Source organism: Rhodopseudomonas infernalis (assembly GCF_022271405.1).
Classification (GTDB): Bacteria; Pseudomonadota; Alphaproteobacteria; order Rhizobiales; family Xanthobacteraceae; genus Rhodopseudomonas; species Rhodopseudomonas infernalis.
Genome location: NZ_JAJNAL010000067.1, coordinates 1 through 17856 on the forward strand (window position 1 = coordinate 1; position 17856 = coordinate 17856).

A 17856-nucleotide genomic window follows, 5' to 3' on the forward strand; every position below is an offset into this window, starting at 1 on the left:
CCGCCGGGGGCGGCGGCGGCCCCCCCCCCCCCCCCCCCCCCCCCCCCCCGCCGCGAGTCCGGTCCCCTCACCGGGCGGACATCGCGGCCAACGCAAACAAGCCTTCTCCCACACGGGGAGAGGGCGCACCAACGACCGCCGCATACGGCACTAGCAACCGCCGCGATCGGCGAAAATAAGCTCTCGCTTCGCAGAGCATAAGAACAACAAGTTGCGGGAGTGAAGCTGTGACCCAGGTTCTGCTGGTCGATCATCGCGATGGCGTCGATTGGGTGACGCTCAACCGTCCCGACAGCCTGAATGCGCTGAACCCCGAAATGGTCGATGCGCTCAACGCCTATTTCGGCCAGCTGCAGCGCAATCGCGACACCCGCGTCGTCGTGCTGAAAGGCGCCGGCAAGAACTTCTGCGCCGGGCTCGATCTCAAGGCCGCGATGGGCCGGCGCGGCAAGCAGCAGGAGCCGCCGGGCGTCACCGAATCGCTGGATTCACAGCGCCGCATCGCCGACATCGTGATGCTGATGCGCCGCTGTCCGCAGCCGATCATCGCGTTGGTGCAGGGCGCGGCCGCTGGCGGCGGTTTCGCGCTGGCGCTCGCCGCCGACGTCCGCATCGCGGGCCGCAGCGCGCGAATGAACTGTGCATTTATCAAGCTCGGGCTGGGCGGCTGCGATATCGGCACCAGCTACTTTTTGCCGCGCCTGGTCGGTGTGTCGGTCGCGTCCGAACTGATCCTCACCGGCCGCTTCATCGGCGCCGAGCGTGCGTTGATGACCGGGCTGGTGTCGGAACTGGTCGAGGACGATCAGCTCGATGCTGCGGCACAGCCGTTCGTCGATGCGATGATGGCGGCGTCGCCGGTCGGTCTGCGGCTGTCGAAGGAATGCCTCAACATGGCGGTCGATGCCGGCTCGATCGAGCAGGTGATCGCGATGGAGGATCGCAACCAGGTGCTGTGCTCGCGCTCGGAAGACTTCGCCGAGGGTATCGCGGCCTTCCTTGAAAAGCGCAAGCCGGTCTATATTCGCCGCTAAACCTGGCGCGTCGATGCGGCGTGCGACAATCAAGAAAACCAGCGGCCCGACAAGAGGCCAAGACGGGAGAAACCAGGGATGACTTCAACCGCCGCCGCAGTGCTGACCAAGCCGGCCTTCCGCAAGGTCAATTGGTTGCCGCGCGAGATCGACGTCGATCGTCGCGCCGACGGCGTCATCGTGATGAAGTCGCGCTTCCCGCTGAAGGATCACGATCCGCATCTGCCGATGGCGCTGGCGAAATGGGCCAGGCAGCGCCCTGATCACATCTGGCTGGCGCAGCGCGGCGGCGCCGAACGGCAGTGGCGCAAGGTCTCCTACGCCGAAGCCAAGCGCACCGCAGATGGGCTGACCCAGGCGCTGCTGAATCTGAAACTCCCGGAAGGCCGCCCGGTCACGATCCTGTCGGGCAATTCGATCGAGCACGCGCTGATGATGATGGCGGCGATGCAGGCGCGGATCCCGACCGCGCCGGTGTCGCCGGCCTATTCGCTGATGAGCCAGGATCATCAGAAGCTCAAATATCTGTTCGACCTGGTGAAGCCGGCCGTGGTGCTGGTGCAGGACGGCGCTCAGTTCAGCAAGGCACTGAATGCGCTGGATCTGTCCGGCGTGCAGGTGGTTCACGTCGCCAATCCGGCCGAAGGCATCGCCAGCGTGTCGTTCGCCGAGATGGCGGCGACGCCGGTGACCGACGAGGTCGAGCAGTCGGTCGCGCAGATCACGCCCGACACCGTCGCCAAGCTGCTGTTCACCTCCGGTTCCACCGGCATGCCGAAGGCGGTGATCAACACCCAGCGCATGATGTGCGCCAACGCCGCGATGATGATGCAGGTGCGACCGCGCGATCCGAACGGCCCGCTGCCGGTCAATCTCGACTGGATGCCCTGGAACCACACCATGGGCGGCAACGCGTCGTTCAATCCGCTGCTGATCGAAGGCGGCACGATGTACATCGATGACGGCCGGCCGGTGCCCGGGCTGATCGAGGAAACGCTGCGCAACCTGCGCGAGATTTCGCCGACCTACTACGCCAACGTTCCCGCCGGCTATGCGGCGCTGGCGAGCGCGATGGAGAAGGACGACGCGCTTTGCCGGTCGTTCTTCAAGAACCTCGGCCTGATGGCCTATGGCGGCGCGCGGCTGCCGGACGATCTCTACGAGCGGATGCAGGCGCTGGCGGTGCGCGCCACCGGCGAGCGGCTGGTGTTCTACACCGGCTGGGGCTCGACCGAGACGGCGCCGACCTCGACCGGCACCTATTGGGACACCGAGCGCGTCGGCCTGATCGGCCTGCCGTTCCCCGGCGTCGAGCTGAAGATGCTGCCGATCGGCGACAAGTACGAACTGCGGCTGCGCGGCATCAATGTGATGCCGGGTTACTATGGCCAGCCCGACCTCACCGAAAAAGCTTTCGACGAAGAAGGTTTCTACAAGATCGGCGACGCCGGCGTGTTCGTCGATCCGAACGATCCGGTGAAGGGCATCATCTTTGCCGGCCGCGTCGTCGAGGACTTCAAGCTGATGACCGGCACTTTCGTGCATGTCAGCACGGTGCGCACCGACGCGATCGCTGCCGCGACCCCGGTGGTGCAGGACGCGCTGGTGGCCGGGCAGGACCGCGAGTTCATCGGCCTGCTGGCGTGGCCGAACCTGCACGCCTGCCGGCAGATCGTCGGCAACCCGGACGCGACCTTCGAGGACGTGGTGAAGCATCCTGCGGTGCTTGCGGCATTCAAGGCGGGCCTGGAGCAGCACAATGCCGACGTCAAGGGCGTGAGCTCGATGCGCATCGCCCGCGCCATGCTGATGAGCGAGCCGCCGTCGATCGACGGCAACGAACTCACCGACAAAGGCTACATCAACCAGCGCGCCGGCCTCGAACGCCGCGCCGATCTGGTCAAGCGGCTGTATGCCGAGACGCCCGATGACGAGGTGGTGGTGCTGAAGTGAGCCGCGCCCCCGAACAAACTCTCCGTCATTCCGGGGCGCGCGTAGCGCGAACCCGGAATTTCGACGGGCCCGTTTCAGATTCCGGGTTCGCACGCAGCTTCGCTGCGCGCGCCCCGGAATGACCAACACTAACAACTAACAACAACGAGACACGCCCATGAACTTCGATTTCTCCGACGACCAGAAGCAACTTCGCGATCAGGCCCGGCGGTTTCTCGCTGAGAAATGCCCGCCGAAGGCGGTGCGCGCTGTCCTCGAGGGCAAGGCGGATTACGATCGCGAGCTGTGGAAGGGCCTCGCCGAGATGGGCTTCCTCGGCGTTGCGATCCCGGAGGAGTTCGGCGGCACCGGGGCGGGGCATCTGGAACTCTGCGTCATCGCCGAAGAGCTCGGCCGCGCGCTGGCGCCGGTGCCGTTCGCCTCGACGGTGTACCTCGCGGCCGAAGCGCTGCTGATTGCCGGCTCGGACGAGCAGAAGCAGAAGTGGCTGCCGAAGATCTCGTCGGGCGAGGCGATCGGCACGCTGGCGCTGTTCGAGGGCACCGGCAATCCGTCGCCCAAGGCCGTCCAGGTCACCGCATCGAACGGCAAGGTCTCCGGCACCAAGAAGCCGGTCGCGGACGGTGCGATCTCCGACTTCGCGATCGTCGCGGCGCGCACCGGCAACAGCGGGCGCGAGGCCGACATCTCGCTGTTCCTGGTCGATCTCAAGGCCGGCGGCGTCACCGCCAAGCCGCTCACCAACGTCGACCCGTCGCGGCAGCAGGCCGAGCTGGTGTTCGACGGTGCCAAGGCGGAGCCGCTCGGCGCGGCGGGCGAGGGCTGGAGCATCCTGTCGCGCGTGATGGACCGCGCCGCGGTGCTGATCGCATTCGAGCAGGTCGGCGGCGCCGACCGCGCGCTGGAGATGGGCCGCGACTACGCGCTCGACCGCATCGCGTTCGGCCGTCCGATCGGCTCGTTCCAGGCCGTCAAGCACATCCTCGCCGACATGTACGTCTCGGCGACGCTGGCACGTTCGAACTGCTACTACGGCGCCTGGGCGCTCTCGACTGACGCCGGTGAACTCGCCGAAGCCGCGGCTGCGGCGCGGATCAGCGCCACGCAGGCGTTCCAGCATTGCGCCAAGCAGAACATCCAGGTGCACGGCGGCATGGGCTTTACCTGGGAGTTCGACTGCCACCTGTACTATCGCCGCTCCAACGCACTGGCGCTGGCGCTCGGCAGCCAGTCGTACTGGGAAGATCAGTTGATCGACCGCATGCGCCAGAAGAACGCGGCGTAAGCCAAATCCGTAGGGTGGGCTCGCTTGCGAGCCCACGTTTCAGCATTGGTGGGCACGCTCCGCTTTGCCCACCTTACAAAGGCCTACGCCAATGAATTTCGACGATACGCCGCAGGAAGCCGAATTCCGCGCCAAGGCGCGCGCCTGGATCGACGCCAACGCGCCGAAGCAATACGAAGCCGAACTGCGCAAGGCGTCGCTCGGCCGCGTGCATCTCGAGGGTGCCAATATTCTCGAGGTTGCCAAGGCCTGGCAGAAGAAGAAGGCCGACGCCGGCTGGGCCGTGCCGCACTGGCCGAAGGAATATGGCGGCCGCGGCGCCTCGCCGATCGAGCGCGTGATCTGGCAGCAGGAAGAGGGCGTGTTCGGCAAGCTCACCGCGATGTTCATCATCGGGCAGGGCATGTGCGGCCCGACCATGATGGCCTACGCCTCGGAAGACCAGAAGCGGCACTATCTGCCGCCGCTCGGCTCCGGCGAGAACGTCTGGTGCCAGCTGTTCTCCGAGCCGGCCGGCGGTTCCGACGTCGCGGGTCTGCGCACCCGCGCCGAGAAGGATGGCGACGACTGGGTCATCAACGGCCAGAAAATCTGGACCTCCGGCGCGCACTACTCGGACTACGGCATCCTGATCACCCGCACCGACCCGACCGTGCCCAAGCACAAGGGCCTGACGATGTTCTTCCTCGACATGAAGAGCAAGGGCGTCGAGATCAAGCCGATCAAGCAGGCCAACGGCAATTCCGACTTCAACGAGGTGTACTTCACCGACGTGCGGATTCCGGACAGCCAGCGGCTCGGCGCGGTCGGCGACGGCTGGAATGTGTCGCTGACGACGCTGATGAACGAGCGTATGTCGATCGGCGCCAATGTGGCGACCGGCTTCCCGGAGCTGTTCGACTATTGCAATTCGCTGACGCTCGACGGCGCGCCGGCGCTCGACGATCGCGCGGTGCGGAGCAAGCTGGCGAACTGGGCCGTGAAGGCCAGCGGGCTGAAGTACACCAGCTTCCGCTCGATCTCGGCGCTGTCGAAAGGCCAGCGGCCGGGGCCGGAGAATTCGATCGGCAAGCTGGTCGCCGGTTCGATGATCCAGGAAGTCGCGATGTACGCGCTCGACCTGCAGGGCGCCGCGGGCGTGCTGAGCGCTCCTGAGGATGCCGATGTCGGCGGCCGCTTCCAGGCGATGCTGCTGCGCTCCCCGGCGACCCGCGTCGAAGGCGGCACCGACGAGATCCTGCGCAACATCATAGCCGAGCGCGTGCTTGGCCTGCCCGGCGATATCCGCGTCGACAAGGACGTGCCGTTCAACAAGATCCCGACGCGCGGGCGGGCTTAGACGCGTAGGATGGGTTGAGCGTAGCGAAACCCATCGGTTATCGGGGCGAGTAGTTGATGGGTTTCGCAAGGGCTCAACCCATCCTACGGTGCCGGCAAACGAACACCACGAGAGGCTGAGATGAATTTCGACGATACGCCGCAGGAAGCCGAGTTTCGCGCCAAGGCTCGCGCGTGGATCGATGCCAACGCGCCGAAGCAGTACGAACAGGAATTGACCAAGTCGGGCCTCGGCCGCATCAGCCTGAAGAACGCCGACATCGTCGAGGTCGGCAAGGCCTGGCAGAAGAAGAAGGCCGAGGGCGGCTGGTCATGCCTGACCTGGCCGAAGGAATATGGCGGCCGCGGCGCGACGCCGATCGAGAAGGTGATCTGGCAGCAGGAAGAGGGCGTCTACGGCAAGCTGACGCAGCCGTTCCAGATCGGCGAGGGCATGTGCGGCCCGACCGTGATGGCCTATGGCGGCGAGGACGACAAGCGCAAGTATCTGCCGAAGCTGGCGTCGGGCGAGAACATCTGGTGCCAGCTGTTCTCCGAGCCGGCCGGCGGTTCGGACGTTGCCGGCCTGCGCACCCGCGCCGAGAAGGACGGCGACGACTGGATCATCAACGGCCAGAAGATCTGGACCTCCGGCGCGCACTACTCGGACTACGGCCTGCTGATTACCCGCACCGACCCCAACGTGCCGAAGCACAAGGGGCTGACGATGTTCTTCCTCGATATGAAGAGCGCCGGCGTCGAGGTGAAGCCGATCAAGCAGGCCAACGGCATGCAGGAATTCAACGAGGTGTTCTTCACCAACGTGCGGATTCCGGACAGCCAGCGCCTCGGCGCCGTCGGCGACGGCTGGAACGTGTCGCTGACCACGCTGATGAACGAGCGCATGTCGATCGGCGCGCGGCTCGCCACCGGCTTCCCGGAGATCTTCGCGTTCTGCAACAATCTGGCCACCGAGAATGGCCCCGCGATCAATGATCCGGCGGTGCGCAGCAAGCTCGCCAACTGGGCCGTGAAGGCCAGCGGCCTGAAGTACACCTCCTATCGGTCGATCTCGGCGCTGTCGAAGGGCGAGCGTCCGGGCCCGGAGAATTCGATCGGCAAGCTGGTCGCCGGCCCGATGCTGCAGGATATTGCGGCGTTCGCGATGGATCTGGAAGGCGCGGCCGGCGTGTTCACCGATCCGGCGGAAGCCGAGGCCGGCGGCAGCTTCCAGGCGATGCTGCTCGGCTCGCCGTCGATGCGCATCGCCGGCGGTACCGACGAGATCCTGCGCAACATCATCGCCGAGCGCGTGCTCGGCCTGCCCGGCGACATCCGCGTCGACAAGGACGTGCCGTTCAACAAGATTCCGACCAAGGGGCGGTGAAGTCTCCACGCCGCTCGAAAACTCTCACCTCGTCATCCGGGATGCGTCCCTCTTGGGACGCCGGCCCGGAATCCATACTCTCTGACAGTGGTTATGGATTCCGGGTTCGCGCTGCGCGCGCCCCGGAATGACGAACAATCAGGAATGGGACTATCATGACGGCTGCCTCCGCCCCGATCGACGTGCTCGAAGACCTGATGGCCGCGCGGTTCTCGTGCCGGGCGTTCAAGCCGGATCCGGTGCCGCGCGAGATCCTCGAGCGCATCCTGACCGCGGCGCAGAAGACGGCGTCGTGGTGCAACAGCCAGCCGTGGCAGCTCGTCATCACGTCCGGCGAGGCGACCAAGAAGTTTCGCGACGCGCTTTATCCGGTGGCGGCCAGCGGTGCGCCGATGTCCGGCGACTTCGAATTTCCGCGCGAGTATCGCGGCGTCTATCTCGATCGCCGGCGCGAAAGCGGTTTCCAGCTCTACAACACGCTCGGCATCGAGCGCGGCGACAAGGCCGGTTACGCCAAGCAGGCGTTGGAGAACTTCAACTTCTTCGGCGCGCCGCATGCCGCGATCATCACCACCGACGAGGCGCTCGGCGTCTACGGCGCGGTGGATTGCGGCGGCTACCTTACCTCGTTCATGCTGGCGGCGCAGGCGCTCGGGGTGGCGGTCGTGCCGCAGGCGGCGCTGGCGTTTCACGCCTCGGTCGTTCGCAAGCATTTCGGCATCGCCGACGACCGCCGCATCGTCTGTGGCATGTCGTTCGGCTACACCGACCGCGATCACAAGGCCAACAGCTACCGCACCAACCGCGCCGCGCTCGGCGAGGTGGTGACGTTCGTGGACAAGTAAGCGCGGTCAGACGCACAACCTCTTTCCACGTCCAATCCGCAGCGCGCGCCTCGTCTAAAACCGCGGCGCGCGCTTTTCTGTGAATGCCGCAATGCCTTCGCGGATTTCTTGGCTGCGCATCGAGGCGCGGGAGCGGGCGTCCGCGGCGGCTTCGTCGAAGGCCTGGCGAGCGAACTCGTTGATGGCGCGTTTCATGCCGGCGACGGCATTCGGTGCGTGGCCGGCCAGCGTGGTGGCGAGCGCATCGACCTCGCGGTCGAGCCGGTCCATCGGCACCATGGTTGTGAGGTAGCCGATCCGCAGCATCTCGGCGGCGTCGATCCGCTGCGCCGTCAGGAACATCTTCTTGGCGTTGTCGACGCCGAGCCGGGTGACGTAGCGCTTGATGCCGCTCGGGTAGTAATGCAGCCCGAGCCGCGCCGCCGGCATGAACATCTCGGCGCTGTCGGCGCCGATGCGGAAGTCGCAAGCCAGCGCCAGATCGGTGGCGCCGCCATAGACGCCGCCGTTGAGCCGGCAGATCGTCGGCACCCGCAGATCCTCGAGACGATCCACCACGGCGCCGAAGGCGGCGGCGGAGGATTCGCTGTCGGTCTCGCTGGTGGCGCGCGCGGCGATCTCGTCGAGATCGAACCCGCCGGAGAAGGCCCGGCCGGTTCCGGTCAGTACCAGCACCCGGATCGACGGATCTGTATCGATCTGCTCGAACTGCCCCAGCAGCGTGGCGAGATCGTCGGCCAGCAGGCGGTTCAGGTGCTTCGGCCGGTTCAGCCGGATCGTAGCACGTGGGCCGTCGATGCTGAGGACGGGCGGGCTGGCGCTGTCGGTGTCCGACATCAGGGCGTGTCTCCGGAGGCGAGGTGCCAGTCGGCGCGCAGCGCTAACGGCTGGTGGGAACGTGGCAAACTGCCCGCCGGCGGCCATCGCCGTCAATGATTCGAGAGCGCCCGGGTGTGTGCTGTGGGGGCGGTGGCATTCGGTGCTATGGGTTGTTTATAATCCCGTCCGTTTCCGCGTGTATTCCAGGCACGCGGATCGGCCGGTCGGCGCTGCTGCGCGCTGCGGATGTCGTCGCTTCGATCAGGTTCGCGAACACGGGTTGGCCTCATGGATATGTCCCACATCGCCCAGCATGCCGGCACCGCGGGCAGCGTGTTCGCCACCATCTTTGTGGTGGCGACGGCGACGATGCGGACGATGATTCCGCTGCGCGTGTTCGGCATCCTGGCCAACATGCTGCTGATCGCGATCTCGATCCCGACCCACAACTATCCGACCATGGCGCTGCACGCCGTGCTGCTGCCGGTCAATGTCTGGCGCCTGCAGCAGATGCTGCAACTGGTGCGCGACGTGAAGAAGTCGGTCAACAGCGACCTGTCGATGGAGTGGCTGAAGCCGTTCATGACCAAGCGGCAGTGCCAGGCCGGCGAGGAGATCTTCTACAAGGACGAAAAAGCCGAGCATATGTACTACATCGTCAGCGGCCGCTTCCGCCTGGTCGAGTCCGGCATCGAGCTGCCGGTCGGCGCGATCGTCGGCGAGCTCGGCATGCTGTCGCCGTCCAATACCCGAACCCAGACGCTGGAGTGTATCGAATCCGGCATGGTGCTCGGCGTCAGCTATCGCCAGGTCGAGGAGCTGTACGTGCAGAATCCCGAGTTCGGCTTCTACTTCCTCCGCCTCGCCAGCGCGCGGCTGTTTCAAAACATCGAGACGCTGGAAGCCCGGCTGGCACAGGCGCATGTGCCGGTGCCGGTCGAGGTCGCGAGCGAGACGGCGTAGCGGCCGGGGAGAGGGCACCCGATGGTCGGCTATGTCGATGCGATGCGGACCACGCTCGCCGAGATCATCGGCGAGCGTGACCGCGTCGTCGCCCTGCAACTGCCGCCTGGGTTGTCGCCGGCGATGCGGGCGCTGGTCAATGACGCGGTCGAGCAACTGGTGGTGTATCAGGGTCGTCGCCACGCTCTGCTGTATCTCGAGCGGATCGCGCGCTTCGCGCAGCGGCCCGATGTCGGCGAAGAGCTGCTGCACGAAATCGCCCGGCTGATGCTGGTGCGGATGACCTACGAGGATCCGTTCCGACTGGCGCAACTTGCACTGATCGAGGCCAGGATCGGGCCGGATGGCGTGCCGACCGTTCGGGTCGATCGCAAATGCCGGTTTCGCATCGACGAGTGGGTGTCGGCGCTGCCGGTGGTGCTCGCGCGGCCGCTGCTCAAGCTGCTCGGCTCGTTGGGGTGGCAGCATATCCACATGAAAATGCGGTTCAACGCCACCGACTGGCTCGGCATCCGCCGGCTGCGTGTCGAGGCGTGGCTGCGGCGCTGGCGCCTGCTGTCGATCCGGTACGCGCAGGAGCGGACCCTGGTGGAGCGCTGGCTGCACATGATCGACCGGTGCCTGTCCAAGCGGCCGGAGGCGGTGTGGGCCGTGGTGCAGAGCGCCACGATGATCGGCGGTTATGGTGATGCCTATCGCTACGGTCTGGCCAACTGGACGCTGATCATCGACAGCTTGGTCAAGCCGGTGTTCGCCGGCACGCTGGTGGTGGATGATCTGGCGGCGGCGATCGCGGAGGCGCGCGCTGCTGCGGTGCCAGATCGTCGGCAGACCGCGCTCAAGCGCTGTCTCGCAGCGATCCGCGCCCGTGCCGACGCCGCGGCGGCGGTTGAGGAATCGGTGCTGCCGCGATGATCGCGAGCAAAGCCGCGCGTCCGCGATCAAGAAAGCCGTTGAGCATCCCGCCTCGGAGTTTCACCCGCGTGCATTCTGGAACCAGAAATGTCATAAAGCCATCACGGTCGAAGGCCGTTGAGGTGCTTAGCGCTCGCGCGGAATGTCGGATGAAGCTCAACGGCGTACTGCCGTTCATGTCCCGATACGTCCGCCGGGCCCAGCAAAGGGCTTGAGTTTGATCCTACCCCACATGTCGTCGACGGTTTCCGTTGGTGCGCTCGTCGGATGGATGCTCGTGCTCACCATCAAGCACGTGTTTGCCGACTTCTATTTTCAGAACAAATGGATGGCGCTCGGCAAAGACCAGAAGACCGGCTGGGCGCTGCCGCTGCTGGCGCATTGCGGCGTCCATTTGCTGCTGACCACCGCGGTGATGCTGGTGCTGGCGCCGCGCTACTGGTTCATCGGCCTGGTCGATTTTGCCATCCATCTGGCGATCGATCGCGCCAAGGGCTTCTGCGTCGCGACGTTCAACATCACGCCGGAGTCGCGATGGTTCTGGTGGCTGATCGGCACCGACCAGGCGCTGCATCACCTGACCGGGTTCGGCCTGTCGGTGCTGCTGGCCGCAAATCCCTGATCCGCTCGCGCTCGCGATCGACGACATCGCGGCTTCCCTGGTCCAAGTGGCAAGCCGCTAGATGTCCGGCACTCCCATCGCTTAGATCGACGGACCGCCGCTCTCGGTCTGCGTCTGGCGGGATGCGATCCTGGCGTTGGCCTTGGTGAGTTGTTGCTGGAAGGCCATCCCGTCCTCCAGCACGCGGGCGAACGCGCCACCCAGCCAGTCTTGATACTCGCGGAGTGCATCCAGCGGGGTCGCCGCCTGACTTATCAGCTTGGCGGCCTCGAGGGCCGCGTGCGTGCCGATTCGCCGGCGCTCGAACCAGCCTTCGGCAAACTCCTTCATGCCGGCCAGAATGGTTTCTTCGGTCTGCCAAAACGCGACGCCTGCGGGCGCAAACGCCTTGATGTCGTGGACCAACAGATTGGGAAACTGTGTCACGGGTTCGCTCATCGCACCCTCCATCGTGACGTCCGTCATGCGGCTTCGGGAACCGCAGTTCCGGAGGTTAGCGCCGATCCTGCAGCCGCACTGATCAAATCTGAACGAACCGAAAAACGGGAACACGTTTTCGTTCCATGCGAATCGCGCAGGGGTCGATGGAGGTATCAGAAGGGATAGTTAAGAGCTCATTAACAACTTCGACCGCATCCTCTCCATCGTTGTCGCCTCGGAGAAACGCCGATGTTGTCGAGCCGTGAAGCCTTCGAAAACGACCACTGTCCCGTCCGGGACGATCTCCTTGGAGCGATGTATCGCGCCAACGAGAACGGTCTGCCCGCCCTTGTGGACAGTGTCTCTTCCGACGTTCGAGCCCAGTTGGCTCTGTTCTGTTACCGGCGCGCGCATCTGCACGCGCTGGCCGTTACCATCGCCGCGAGCTGCGAAGTTCGCGACCTGATCCATCACGGTGGCCGGGTCGGTTCCGTTCTGGCCGCACTGGCGCGGGAGGAGGCAAAGCCTCGTCACCGGCCACAGGCCAGCTACAGCCATCGCAAGGCGATCACGCTGTCGACCACGCCGTTGTCGAGCTTTGCGCCGCTCGATGAGGATGGACTCGATGACGACCTGCCGCCGCACGTCGAGGCGGAGGCTGAACCGAGCCTGGCCGGGCTGGGCTAGCCGACGCTCGCCTCCGGCAGCGCCGGAAGGCCGTAGCGACGGCGCGCCATCCCGCATTCGGGATCACCCGGCTTGCACTCGCGGCAGACGTCCGGCCGCAGCGCATAGATCCTGCAGGCGGTGGCTTCGCCGACCGTTCCGGCGAGGGCGCAGCAGCGCTCGCCCTCGCACTTCATGCCGGACAGCCGGGCATTGACGAGCTCAGACGGGATCGCGTCGAGCGCGGCGTCGTCCTCGATCGTAAAGCGCGGCCAATTGGCCGAATAGGCACAGCACGCGCCGCAGCTCTGGCACGGGCTGTCTGTGGCGGTCGGATCAGGGCTGGTCATCCCGCCTGTTTAGGCTCAACCGCCGATCTGCGAAACCGTCCGCCGGGCTGAATGCCGGAACCACGCAGTTATTCTCGCGGCTTTGTAGCGGCTGCGAGCAGCGCTTCGAGTTCGGCGATCCGGATGTCGCGCGAGGTGATCGCCGCTGCCACATCGGCGGCATCGAACTTCTGCGGAATGTGCTGCGGGCAGTTCGTATCCCAAGCGGCGACCTCGAACAGGATCGCCTGTTCGGGCCGTGCCTTGGTGTCCTTCGGCATCAGCCGCGCGATCAGCGCCGGATCGTCCTCGATCACACGGGCTGTTCCCCAGATCTTGATGCGCCGGCGATGCGCGTAGTCGATCAGGAACAGATAGGCCTTGGGGTTCTCCGTCAGATTACCCTGGGTGATGAACTGCTGGTTGCCCTTGAAATCGACGAACCCGATGGTGTGGTCGTCGAGGACATGGAGAAAGCCGGCCGGCCCGCCGCGGTGCTGGATATAGGGCTGCCCGTCAGCGCTCGCGGTGGCGAGCATCACGCTGGTCTGCGCGCCGAGGAAGGCGGCGAGATGGTCGTCGATCGTCGTTGCCCAGCCGCCGTGACGCTCGACGCGGGCATAGGTGTCGCGCGAGCCCTTGCGGGCCTGGATCGCCTTGACCGCCGGGGTGAAAGCGATGTCGCTGGAAGCTTGCAGTGCTGCGGTCATGAGAACCTCCTGCTGTGGCACCCTAGATCGCTCTCCGCGCCGCTCGATACAATCAGTTGATTTGACACTTCATTGTTGCCGAATTTGAAATGATGCCATGGACCGCCTGGATGCCATGACGGCCTTCGTCGCCGTTGCCGATCTGCAGGGTTTTGCGCCGGCTGCGCGCAAGCTCGGGCTGTCGCCGTCTGCGGTGACGCGCTCCGTCGCCGCGCTCGAACAGCATCTCGGCGCCCGGCTGCTGCAGCGGACCACGCGCTCCGTCGCGCTCACCGACACCGGGGTGCGCTATCTCGAGCGGGTGCGGCGCATCCTTGCCGATCTGGAGGAGGCGGACGCTTCGGCTTGGGCCGAACGCACGCGGCCGTCCGGGCGGCTGGTGGTCTCGGCCCCGGTGGGCTTCGGCCGCCGCTATATCGCGCCGCTGCTGTCGGACTATCTGAAGCGCTATCCGGAGGTGACCGGCGAACTGCGGCTGTCGGACCTGATGATCAGCCTCGTCGAAGACGGCGTCGACTGCGCGGTGCGGATCGGCCATCTCGCCGATTCGAGCCTGGTGGCGCGGCAGCTTGGGGCGATGCGGCGGATCGTGGTGGCGTCGCCGGACTATCTGGCGGCGCGCGGCACGCCGCAAACGCCAGCAGAAATCGATGGGCATGATGTTGTGCATTTCGGCCAGACCGGATCGCCAATCGATTGGCGTTTCGTCGTGGATGGCCGCGACGTTCGCGTCCCCTGCGCGCCGCGGCTCGTCAGCAATGTGGCCGATGTCGCAATCCTCGATGCCGAGCGCGGCGGAGGCCTGACGCGGGTGCTGGCCTATCAGGCGGCGGATGCGATCGCGGCGGGACGGCTGCAAATCGTGCTCGCGGACTACGAAGTGCCGCCGCTGCCGATCGCGATCGTGTATCCGACATCGCGACTATTGTCGGCGAAGGTCCGCGCTTTCGTCGATCTATTAGCGGAGGCCGGCGATTGGCGGTTCGGCGAGGCATGACGGAGGGACTGAGCACGTGACCACGGCCGATCTGTTCGACACCGTTCCCGAACCGCCGCGCCGCGAGGATATCGCACCGGGCGCGGCGCTGCTGCGCAGCTTTGCCGGAGTTCAGGACCGCGCCCTGATCGAAGCGATTGACGCGGTGGCGGCGCGCGCGCCGTTCCGCCACATGATGACGCCCGGCGGCCATACGATGTCGGTGGCGATGACCAGCTGCGGGAGTGCCGGCTGGGTGACGGACCGCCGCGGCTATCGCTATTCGCCGGACGATCCGGACAGTGCGCAGCCGTGGCCGCAGATGCCGGCGGTGCTGCGCGATCTGGCGCAGCGCGCCGCCGCGGAGGCCGGGTTTGACGGTTTCGATCCGGATGCCTGCCTGATCAACCGCTACGTCCCCGGCGCCAAGATGGCGCTGCATCAGGACAAGGACGAGCGCGATTTCTCGGCACCGATCGTATCGGTTTCGCTCGGCCTGCCGGCTGTATTTCAATTCGGCGGCATGGCCCGCAGCGACAAACCCCGCCGCTACGAGTTGCGCCACGGCGACGTGTTCGTCTGGGGCGGCCCGACGCGGCTGGTGTATCACGGCGTGCTGACGCTGAAAGACGGCGAGCATCCGCTGCTCGGCCGTCAGCGCATCAATCTGACCTTCCGCAAGGCGATGTAGGGGCGCCGTAGGGTGGGCAAAGCGAAGCGTGCCCACGCGGAGCCGCAATGCGATCCCTGTTACGCGTGGGCACGGCGCTACGCGCCTTTGCCCACCCTACGAAGACAACCTATTACTCGTCATTCCGGGGCGCGAGCACTTGCTCGCGAACCCGGAATCTCGATGTTGTGGCGACGGCCGGTCGCAGAACAGCTCCGGATTCCGGGTTCGCTCGCTGCGCGAGCGCCCCGGAATGACGGTGGGTGGGGCTAGGGCTTCGCGGGGTGAATGAACGGCCACGGGCTGGCTTCGCTGTCGCGCGGGACGTCGATGGCGATCAGTTGCGGGCCGCCGGCGGCGAGCGCCTTTTCCAGCGCCGGGCGAAAATTGTCGGGCGAGGTGACGCGCGACGCGCCGACGCCGAACGATTCGGCGAGTTTGACGAAATCCGGATTGACCAGATCGGAGGCGACCACACGGCCCTCGAAGCCGTGCAACTGATCGCGGCGGACGTTGCCATAGGCCGAGTTATCGAACACCAGCGTCACCACGCCGATCTTGTACTGCACCGCGGTGGCGAGCTCCTGCACGCCGAACATGAAGCCGCCGTCGCCGGTGATGGCGACGACCGGCTTGTCCGGGCACGCAACCTTGGCGCCGAGCGCGGTCGGGAAGCCAGAGCCGAGCGTGCCCTGATAGCCGGAGGTGAGGAATGTCCGCGGCTGATAGATCGGGAAGCCGTACCACGAGGCGAATCCGACTTGTGATAGCTCATCCGTGACGATGGCGTCGTCCGGAAGCACGTCGCGCAGGATTTTCAAGTACGACATCTGCGGCTGGATCGCTTGGATGGCTTCGTTCGTCTTGGCCGTCGCGGCGCGGATCACCTCGCGGCGGCCTTTGGTCTTGCTGTAGCCGGCTTTGCTGACCGCATCAGCGAGCGCACGCGCGCCGGCCTTGGAGTCCGATACGATCGCCGCGTCCGGCGTGAAGCGGCGCATCTCGGCGGGATCGATGTCGATGCGCACCGATTTCAAACCCTCGGGCCGGAATGGCCAGCGGAACGTCGTCGGCAGTTCGATGCGCGAGCCGATGCCGATGATCAGATCGGTCTGCGGCCACAGCTCATAAGCGGCGGCGAAGGTCAGGCCGAGCTCGTGACGGTTGCTGACGATGCCGCGGCCGGAGCGGAACGCCACCACCGGCGCGTCGATCATCTCGGCAAGCTCGAGGATCTCGTCACCGGCCTCCAGCGCGCCGGCGCCGACGAAGATCATCGGCGTCTTGCTGGCGGCGATCAGCTTGGCGGCAGCGGCGACACGGTCCGGATCAGGCGCTGGCGGTGCGACCGGATCGAGCGTTGTCGCCGCGGCCGTTTCGGCGCGCTGCGTGAACACGTCCCACGGCATCTCCAGCGCCACCGGCCCGCGGCGGCCGCTCATCATTTCCTGGAACGCCCGCGCGACCAGCGCAGGCGCCTGGCCCGGATATTCGATCCGCTCGGCCCATTTGATGAAGCTGCGCAAGGTGGCGAGCTGATCCGGCATCTCGTGCAGATGGCCGCGGCCTTTCCCGAGATACGCACTCGGCACCTGACCGGTGAGGCACATCACCGGCTCGTTGCAGCCGAACGCGGTGAGCAGCGCGGCGGATGCGTTGAGCACGCCGGGCCCCGGCACGACGCTGAACACGCCGGGCTTGCCGGACGCGCGCGCGTAGCCGAACGCCATGTAGCCGCAGGCCTGCTCGTGGCGGGCGCCGATCACCTTGAGCTGCGCTTTGGCGAAGCCATCGAACAGGCCGTAGATCTGCGCGCCGGGCAGGCCGAACACGGTGTCGACGCCGTGCGCGACCAGGCCCTGCACGATCGCTTCGCCGCCGGTGATGACGCTCATGGGTGATCCTGTATTGACTGGAATTAGTGGACTTCGTCGATGACGCCGTTGCGCAGCACGCCGATGCCGTCGGCTTCGACCTCGATGTGGTCGCCGGGCTTCAGATACACCGGGGGCTCGGCGCGCGCGCCGGCGCCGGACGGCGTGCCGGTGACGATCATGTCGCCCGGCACCAGCGTCGTGAAGGTCGATATGTAATGGATGAGATAGCGGAAACTGAAGATCATCCGTGAGGTGCGGTCATCCTGCCGCGTCTCGCCGTTGACGCGCGTGGTGAGGCGGATGTCGGCGATCTGCGATTCACCGCTGTAGGGCACCAGCCACGGCCCGAGGCTGCCGGTGTGATCGAAATTCTTGCCTTGGGTCACGTTGAACTTGGCGTGGCGCACCCAGTCGCGGATCGTGCCTTCGTTGCACAGCGTGATCGCGGCGATGTGGTTCAGCGCGTCGGCCTCCTTGATGTGCCGGCCGCCCTTGCCGATCACCAGCGTCAGCTCGCCCTCATAGTCGAGCAGCTTCGAGGCCGTCGGCCGCACCAGCGGCGTATCGTGTCCGACGAAGGAGCGCGGCGTGCGCATGAACATCGACGGGAATTTCGGCGCTTCGCTGCCGTCCTTGTATTCGGCATTGCGGTCCGGGTAGTTGACGCCGACGCAGATGATCTTCTCCGGCTGCGGGATCGGCGGCTCGAACTTCACCGCGTCGCGGGCGAAGTCCGGCGCGGTGTGATCGGCCTCGTCGACGATCCGCGACAGCGCACCGGCGGCGATGACCTCGCGCAGCGTCGGATAATCGTTGGCGTGGCGCGCCGACAGGTCGACGACACCATGATCGCACACCGCGCCGTAGCGCGTGAGCCCGTTGACGGTGAAGGTGGCGAGGCGAGGGGTGGTCATGGGTGAAATCCGTTTTGGTGGCGCAGCGGCTTAAGTTTCCCTCCCCCTTGCGGGGAGGGTGGCCGGCCGTAAGGCCGGTCGGGTGGGGGGAGCCACACACTCAGTGCCCGTGGACCCCCCCCCCCGGCGCCCCGGGGGGGGGGCGCCGCCCCCC

Annotated in this window: 18 protein-coding genes; 12 read left to right on the top strand and 6 right to left on the bottom strand. The window is 66.1% G+C overall.

The features are described from left to right. The first annotated feature begins 227 nt into the window (after positions 1–227). The 6 genes from LPW26_RS24475 (at position 228) to LPW26_RS24500 (ending at position 7821) form a co-directional block, all read left to right on the top strand. A complete protein-coding gene (locus LPW26_RS24475) occupies positions 228–1034 on the top strand; it encodes an enoyl-CoA hydratase/isomerase family protein (protein ID WP_238738368.1) in 807 nt (268 codons plus the stop codon). Positions 1035–1112: 78 nt separating this feature from the next. Then, positions 1113–2987: an AMP-binding protein gene (locus tag LPW26_RS24480; protein ID WP_238738369.1), complete on the top strand. Its 1875-nt coding sequence runs from the start codon at positions 1113–1115 to the stop codon at positions 2985–2987. Positions 2988–3144: 157 nt separating this feature from the next. Next, the gene (locus LPW26_RS24485) at positions 3145–4272 is read left to right on the top strand and encodes an acyl-CoA dehydrogenase family protein (protein WP_238738370.1); all 1128 of its coding nucleotides are present in this window, start codon (positions 3145–3147) and stop codon (positions 4270–4272) included. Positions 4273–4363: 91 nt separating this feature from the next. Further along, positions 4364–5611, top strand: a complete 1248-nt coding sequence (locus tag LPW26_RS24490; RefSeq protein ID WP_238738371.1) for an acyl-CoA dehydrogenase — start codon at positions 4364–4366, stop codon at positions 5609–5611. Positions 5612–5731: 120 nt separating this feature from the next. Next, a complete protein-coding gene (locus LPW26_RS24495) occupies positions 5732–6976 on the top strand; it encodes an acyl-CoA dehydrogenase (RefSeq protein ID WP_238738372.1) in 1245 nt (414 codons plus the stop codon). A 197-nt stretch (positions 6977–7173) separates the two neighbouring features. Then, on the top strand, positions 7174–7821 hold the full coding sequence (locus LPW26_RS24500; protein WP_406678241.1) for a nitroreductase: 648 nt from the start codon (positions 7174–7176) through the stop codon (positions 7819–7821). A 54-nt stretch (positions 7822–7875) separates the two neighbouring features. On the opposite strand, the gene LPW26_RS24505 is transcribed toward LPW26_RS24500, so the two are convergent. Continuing rightward, on the bottom strand, positions 7876–8658 hold the full coding sequence (locus LPW26_RS24505; RefSeq protein WP_238738374.1) for an enoyl-CoA hydratase/isomerase family protein: 783 nt from the start codon (positions 8656–8658) through the stop codon (positions 7876–7878). Between the two features lie 270 nt (positions 8659–8928). Here LPW26_RS24505 and LPW26_RS24510 point away from each other — a divergent pair, with 270 nt between their 5' ends. From LPW26_RS24510 to LPW26_RS24520, 3 genes are all read left to right on the top strand, one after another. Continuing rightward, on the top strand, positions 8929–9603 hold the full coding sequence (locus LPW26_RS24510) for a Crp/Fnr family transcriptional regulator (protein ID WP_238738375.1): 675 nt from the start codon (positions 8929–8931) through the stop codon (positions 9601–9603). Positions 9604–9624: 21 nt separating this feature from the next. Then, the gene (locus tag LPW26_RS24515) at positions 9625–10518 is read left to right on the top strand and encodes a DUF6537 domain-containing protein (protein ID WP_238738376.1); all 894 of its coding nucleotides are present in this window, start codon (positions 9625–9627) and stop codon (positions 10516–10518) included. 217 nt (positions 10519–10735) lie between these two features. Further along, positions 10736–11140 carry a DUF3307 domain-containing protein gene (locus LPW26_RS24520; RefSeq protein WP_238738385.1) on the top strand — a complete coding sequence of 135 codons (405 nt, stop codon included), beginning with the start codon at positions 10736–10738 and terminating at the stop codon, positions 11138–11140. A gap of 81 nt (positions 11141–11221) precedes the next feature. On the opposite strand, the gene LPW26_RS24525 is transcribed toward LPW26_RS24520, so the two are convergent. Then, the gene (locus LPW26_RS24525) at positions 11222–11605 is read right to left on the bottom strand and encodes a hypothetical protein (protein WP_238738377.1); all 384 of its coding nucleotides are present in this window, start codon (positions 11603–11605) and stop codon (positions 11222–11224) included. 204 nt (positions 11606–11809) lie between these two features. Between LPW26_RS24525 and LPW26_RS24530 the strand changes: the two genes are divergently transcribed. Further along, the gene (locus LPW26_RS24530) at positions 11810–12247 is read left to right on the top strand and encodes a hypothetical protein (RefSeq protein WP_238738378.1); all 438 of its coding nucleotides are present in this window, start codon (positions 11810–11812) and stop codon (positions 12245–12247) included. On the opposite strand, the gene LPW26_RS24535 is transcribed toward LPW26_RS24530, so the two are convergent. Together LPW26_RS24535 and LPW26_RS24540 are read right to left on the bottom strand one after the other, a co-directional pair. Continuing rightward, the gene (locus LPW26_RS24535) at positions 12244–12576 is read right to left on the bottom strand and encodes a YkgJ family cysteine cluster protein (RefSeq protein WP_238738379.1); all 333 of its coding nucleotides are present in this window, start codon (positions 12574–12576) and stop codon (positions 12244–12246) included. The two genes, LPW26_RS24530 and LPW26_RS24535, sit on opposite strands and share 4 nt — an antisense overlap. A gap of 68 nt (positions 12577–12644) precedes the next feature. Continuing rightward, positions 12645–13265 carry a pyridoxamine 5'-phosphate oxidase family protein gene (locus LPW26_RS24540; RefSeq protein WP_238738380.1) on the bottom strand — a complete coding sequence of 207 codons (621 nt, stop codon included), beginning with the start codon at positions 13263–13265 and terminating at the stop codon, positions 12645–12647. Between the two features lie 97 nt (positions 13266–13362). Between LPW26_RS24540 and LPW26_RS24545 the strand changes: the two genes are divergently transcribed. Together LPW26_RS24545 and alkB are read left to right on the top strand one after the other, a co-directional pair. Continuing rightward, on the top strand, positions 13363–14262 hold the full coding sequence (locus LPW26_RS24545; protein ID WP_238738381.1) for a LysR family transcriptional regulator: 900 nt from the start codon (positions 13363–13365) through the stop codon (positions 14260–14262). 16 nt (positions 14263–14278) lie between these two features. Next, the gene (gene alkB, locus LPW26_RS24550; RefSeq protein WP_238738382.1) at positions 14279–14932 is read left to right on the top strand and encodes a DNA oxidative demethylase AlkB; all 654 of its coding nucleotides are present in this window, start codon (positions 14279–14281) and stop codon (positions 14930–14932) included. Between the two features lie 248 nt (positions 14933–15180). Here alkB and LPW26_RS24555 read toward each other — a convergent pair whose 3' ends face one another. Both LPW26_RS24555 and LPW26_RS24560 read right to left on the bottom strand, forming a co-directional pair. Then, positions 15181–16806: a thiamine pyrophosphate-dependent enzyme gene (locus LPW26_RS24555; protein ID WP_238738383.1), complete on the bottom strand. Its 1626-nt coding sequence runs from the start codon at positions 16804–16806 to the stop codon at positions 15181–15183. 23 nt (positions 16807–16829) lie between these two features. Further along, on the bottom strand, positions 16830–17702 hold the full coding sequence (locus LPW26_RS24560) for a fumarylacetoacetate hydrolase family protein (protein WP_238738384.1): 873 nt from the start codon (positions 17700–17702) through the stop codon (positions 16830–16832). Positions 17703–17856: the final 154 nt, after the last annotated feature.

Excerpts from the sequence above, each read along its gene's own strand:
- LPW26_RS24545 (WP_238738381.1), top strand. The coding sequence starts at position 13,363 with ATGGACCGCCTGGATGCCATGACGGCCTTCGTCGCCGTTGCCGATCTG.
- LPW26_RS24535 (WP_238738379.1), bottom strand. The coding sequence starts at position 12,576 with ATGACCAGCCCTGATCCGACCGCCACAGACAGCCCGTGCCAGAGCTGC.
- LPW26_RS24495 (WP_238738372.1), top strand. The coding sequence starts at position 5,732 with ATGAATTTCGACGATACGCCGCAGGAAGCCGAGTTTCGCGCCAAGGCT.
- LPW26_RS24485 (WP_238738370.1), top strand. The coding sequence starts at position 3,145 with ATGAACTTCGATTTCTCCGACGACCAGAAGCAACTTCGCGATCAGGCC.
- LPW26_RS24515 (WP_238738376.1), top strand. The coding sequence starts at position 9,625 with ATGGTCGGCTATGTCGATGCGATGCGGACCACGCTCGCCGAGATCATC.
- LPW26_RS24560 (WP_238738384.1), bottom strand. The coding sequence starts at position 17,702 with ATGACCACCCCTCGCCTCGCCACCTTCACCGTCAACGGGCTCACGCGC.
- LPW26_RS24530 (WP_238738378.1), top strand. The coding sequence starts at position 11,810 with ATGTTGTCGAGCCGTGAAGCCTTCGAAAACGACCACTGTCCCGTCCGG.
- LPW26_RS24500 (WP_406678241.1), top strand. The coding sequence starts at position 7,174 with ATGGCCGCGCGGTTCTCGTGCCGGGCGTTCAAGCCGGATCCGGTGCCG.
- LPW26_RS24505 (WP_238738374.1), bottom strand. The coding sequence starts at position 8,658 with ATGTCGGACACCGACAGCGCCAGCCCGCCCGTCCTCAGCATCGACGGC.
- LPW26_RS24480 (WP_238738369.1), top strand. The coding sequence starts at position 1,113 with ATGACTTCAACCGCCGCCGCAGTGCTGACCAAGCCGGCCTTCCGCAAG.
- LPW26_RS24510 (WP_238738375.1), top strand. The coding sequence starts at position 8,929 with ATGGATATGTCCCACATCGCCCAGCATGCCGGCACCGCGGGCAGCGTG.
- LPW26_RS24540 (WP_238738380.1), bottom strand. The coding sequence starts at position 13,265 with ATGACCGCAGCACTGCAAGCTTCCAGCGACATCGCTTTCACCCCGGCG.
- LPW26_RS24525 (WP_238738377.1), bottom strand. The coding sequence starts at position 11,605 with ATGACGGACGTCACGATGGAGGGTGCGATGAGCGAACCCGTGACACAG.
- LPW26_RS24555 (WP_238738383.1), bottom strand. The coding sequence starts at position 16,806 with ATGAGCGTCATCACCGGCGGCGAAGCGATCGTGCAGGGCCTGGTCGCG.
- LPW26_RS24490 (WP_238738371.1), top strand. The coding sequence starts at position 4,364 with ATGAATTTCGACGATACGCCGCAGGAAGCCGAATTCCGCGCCAAGGCG.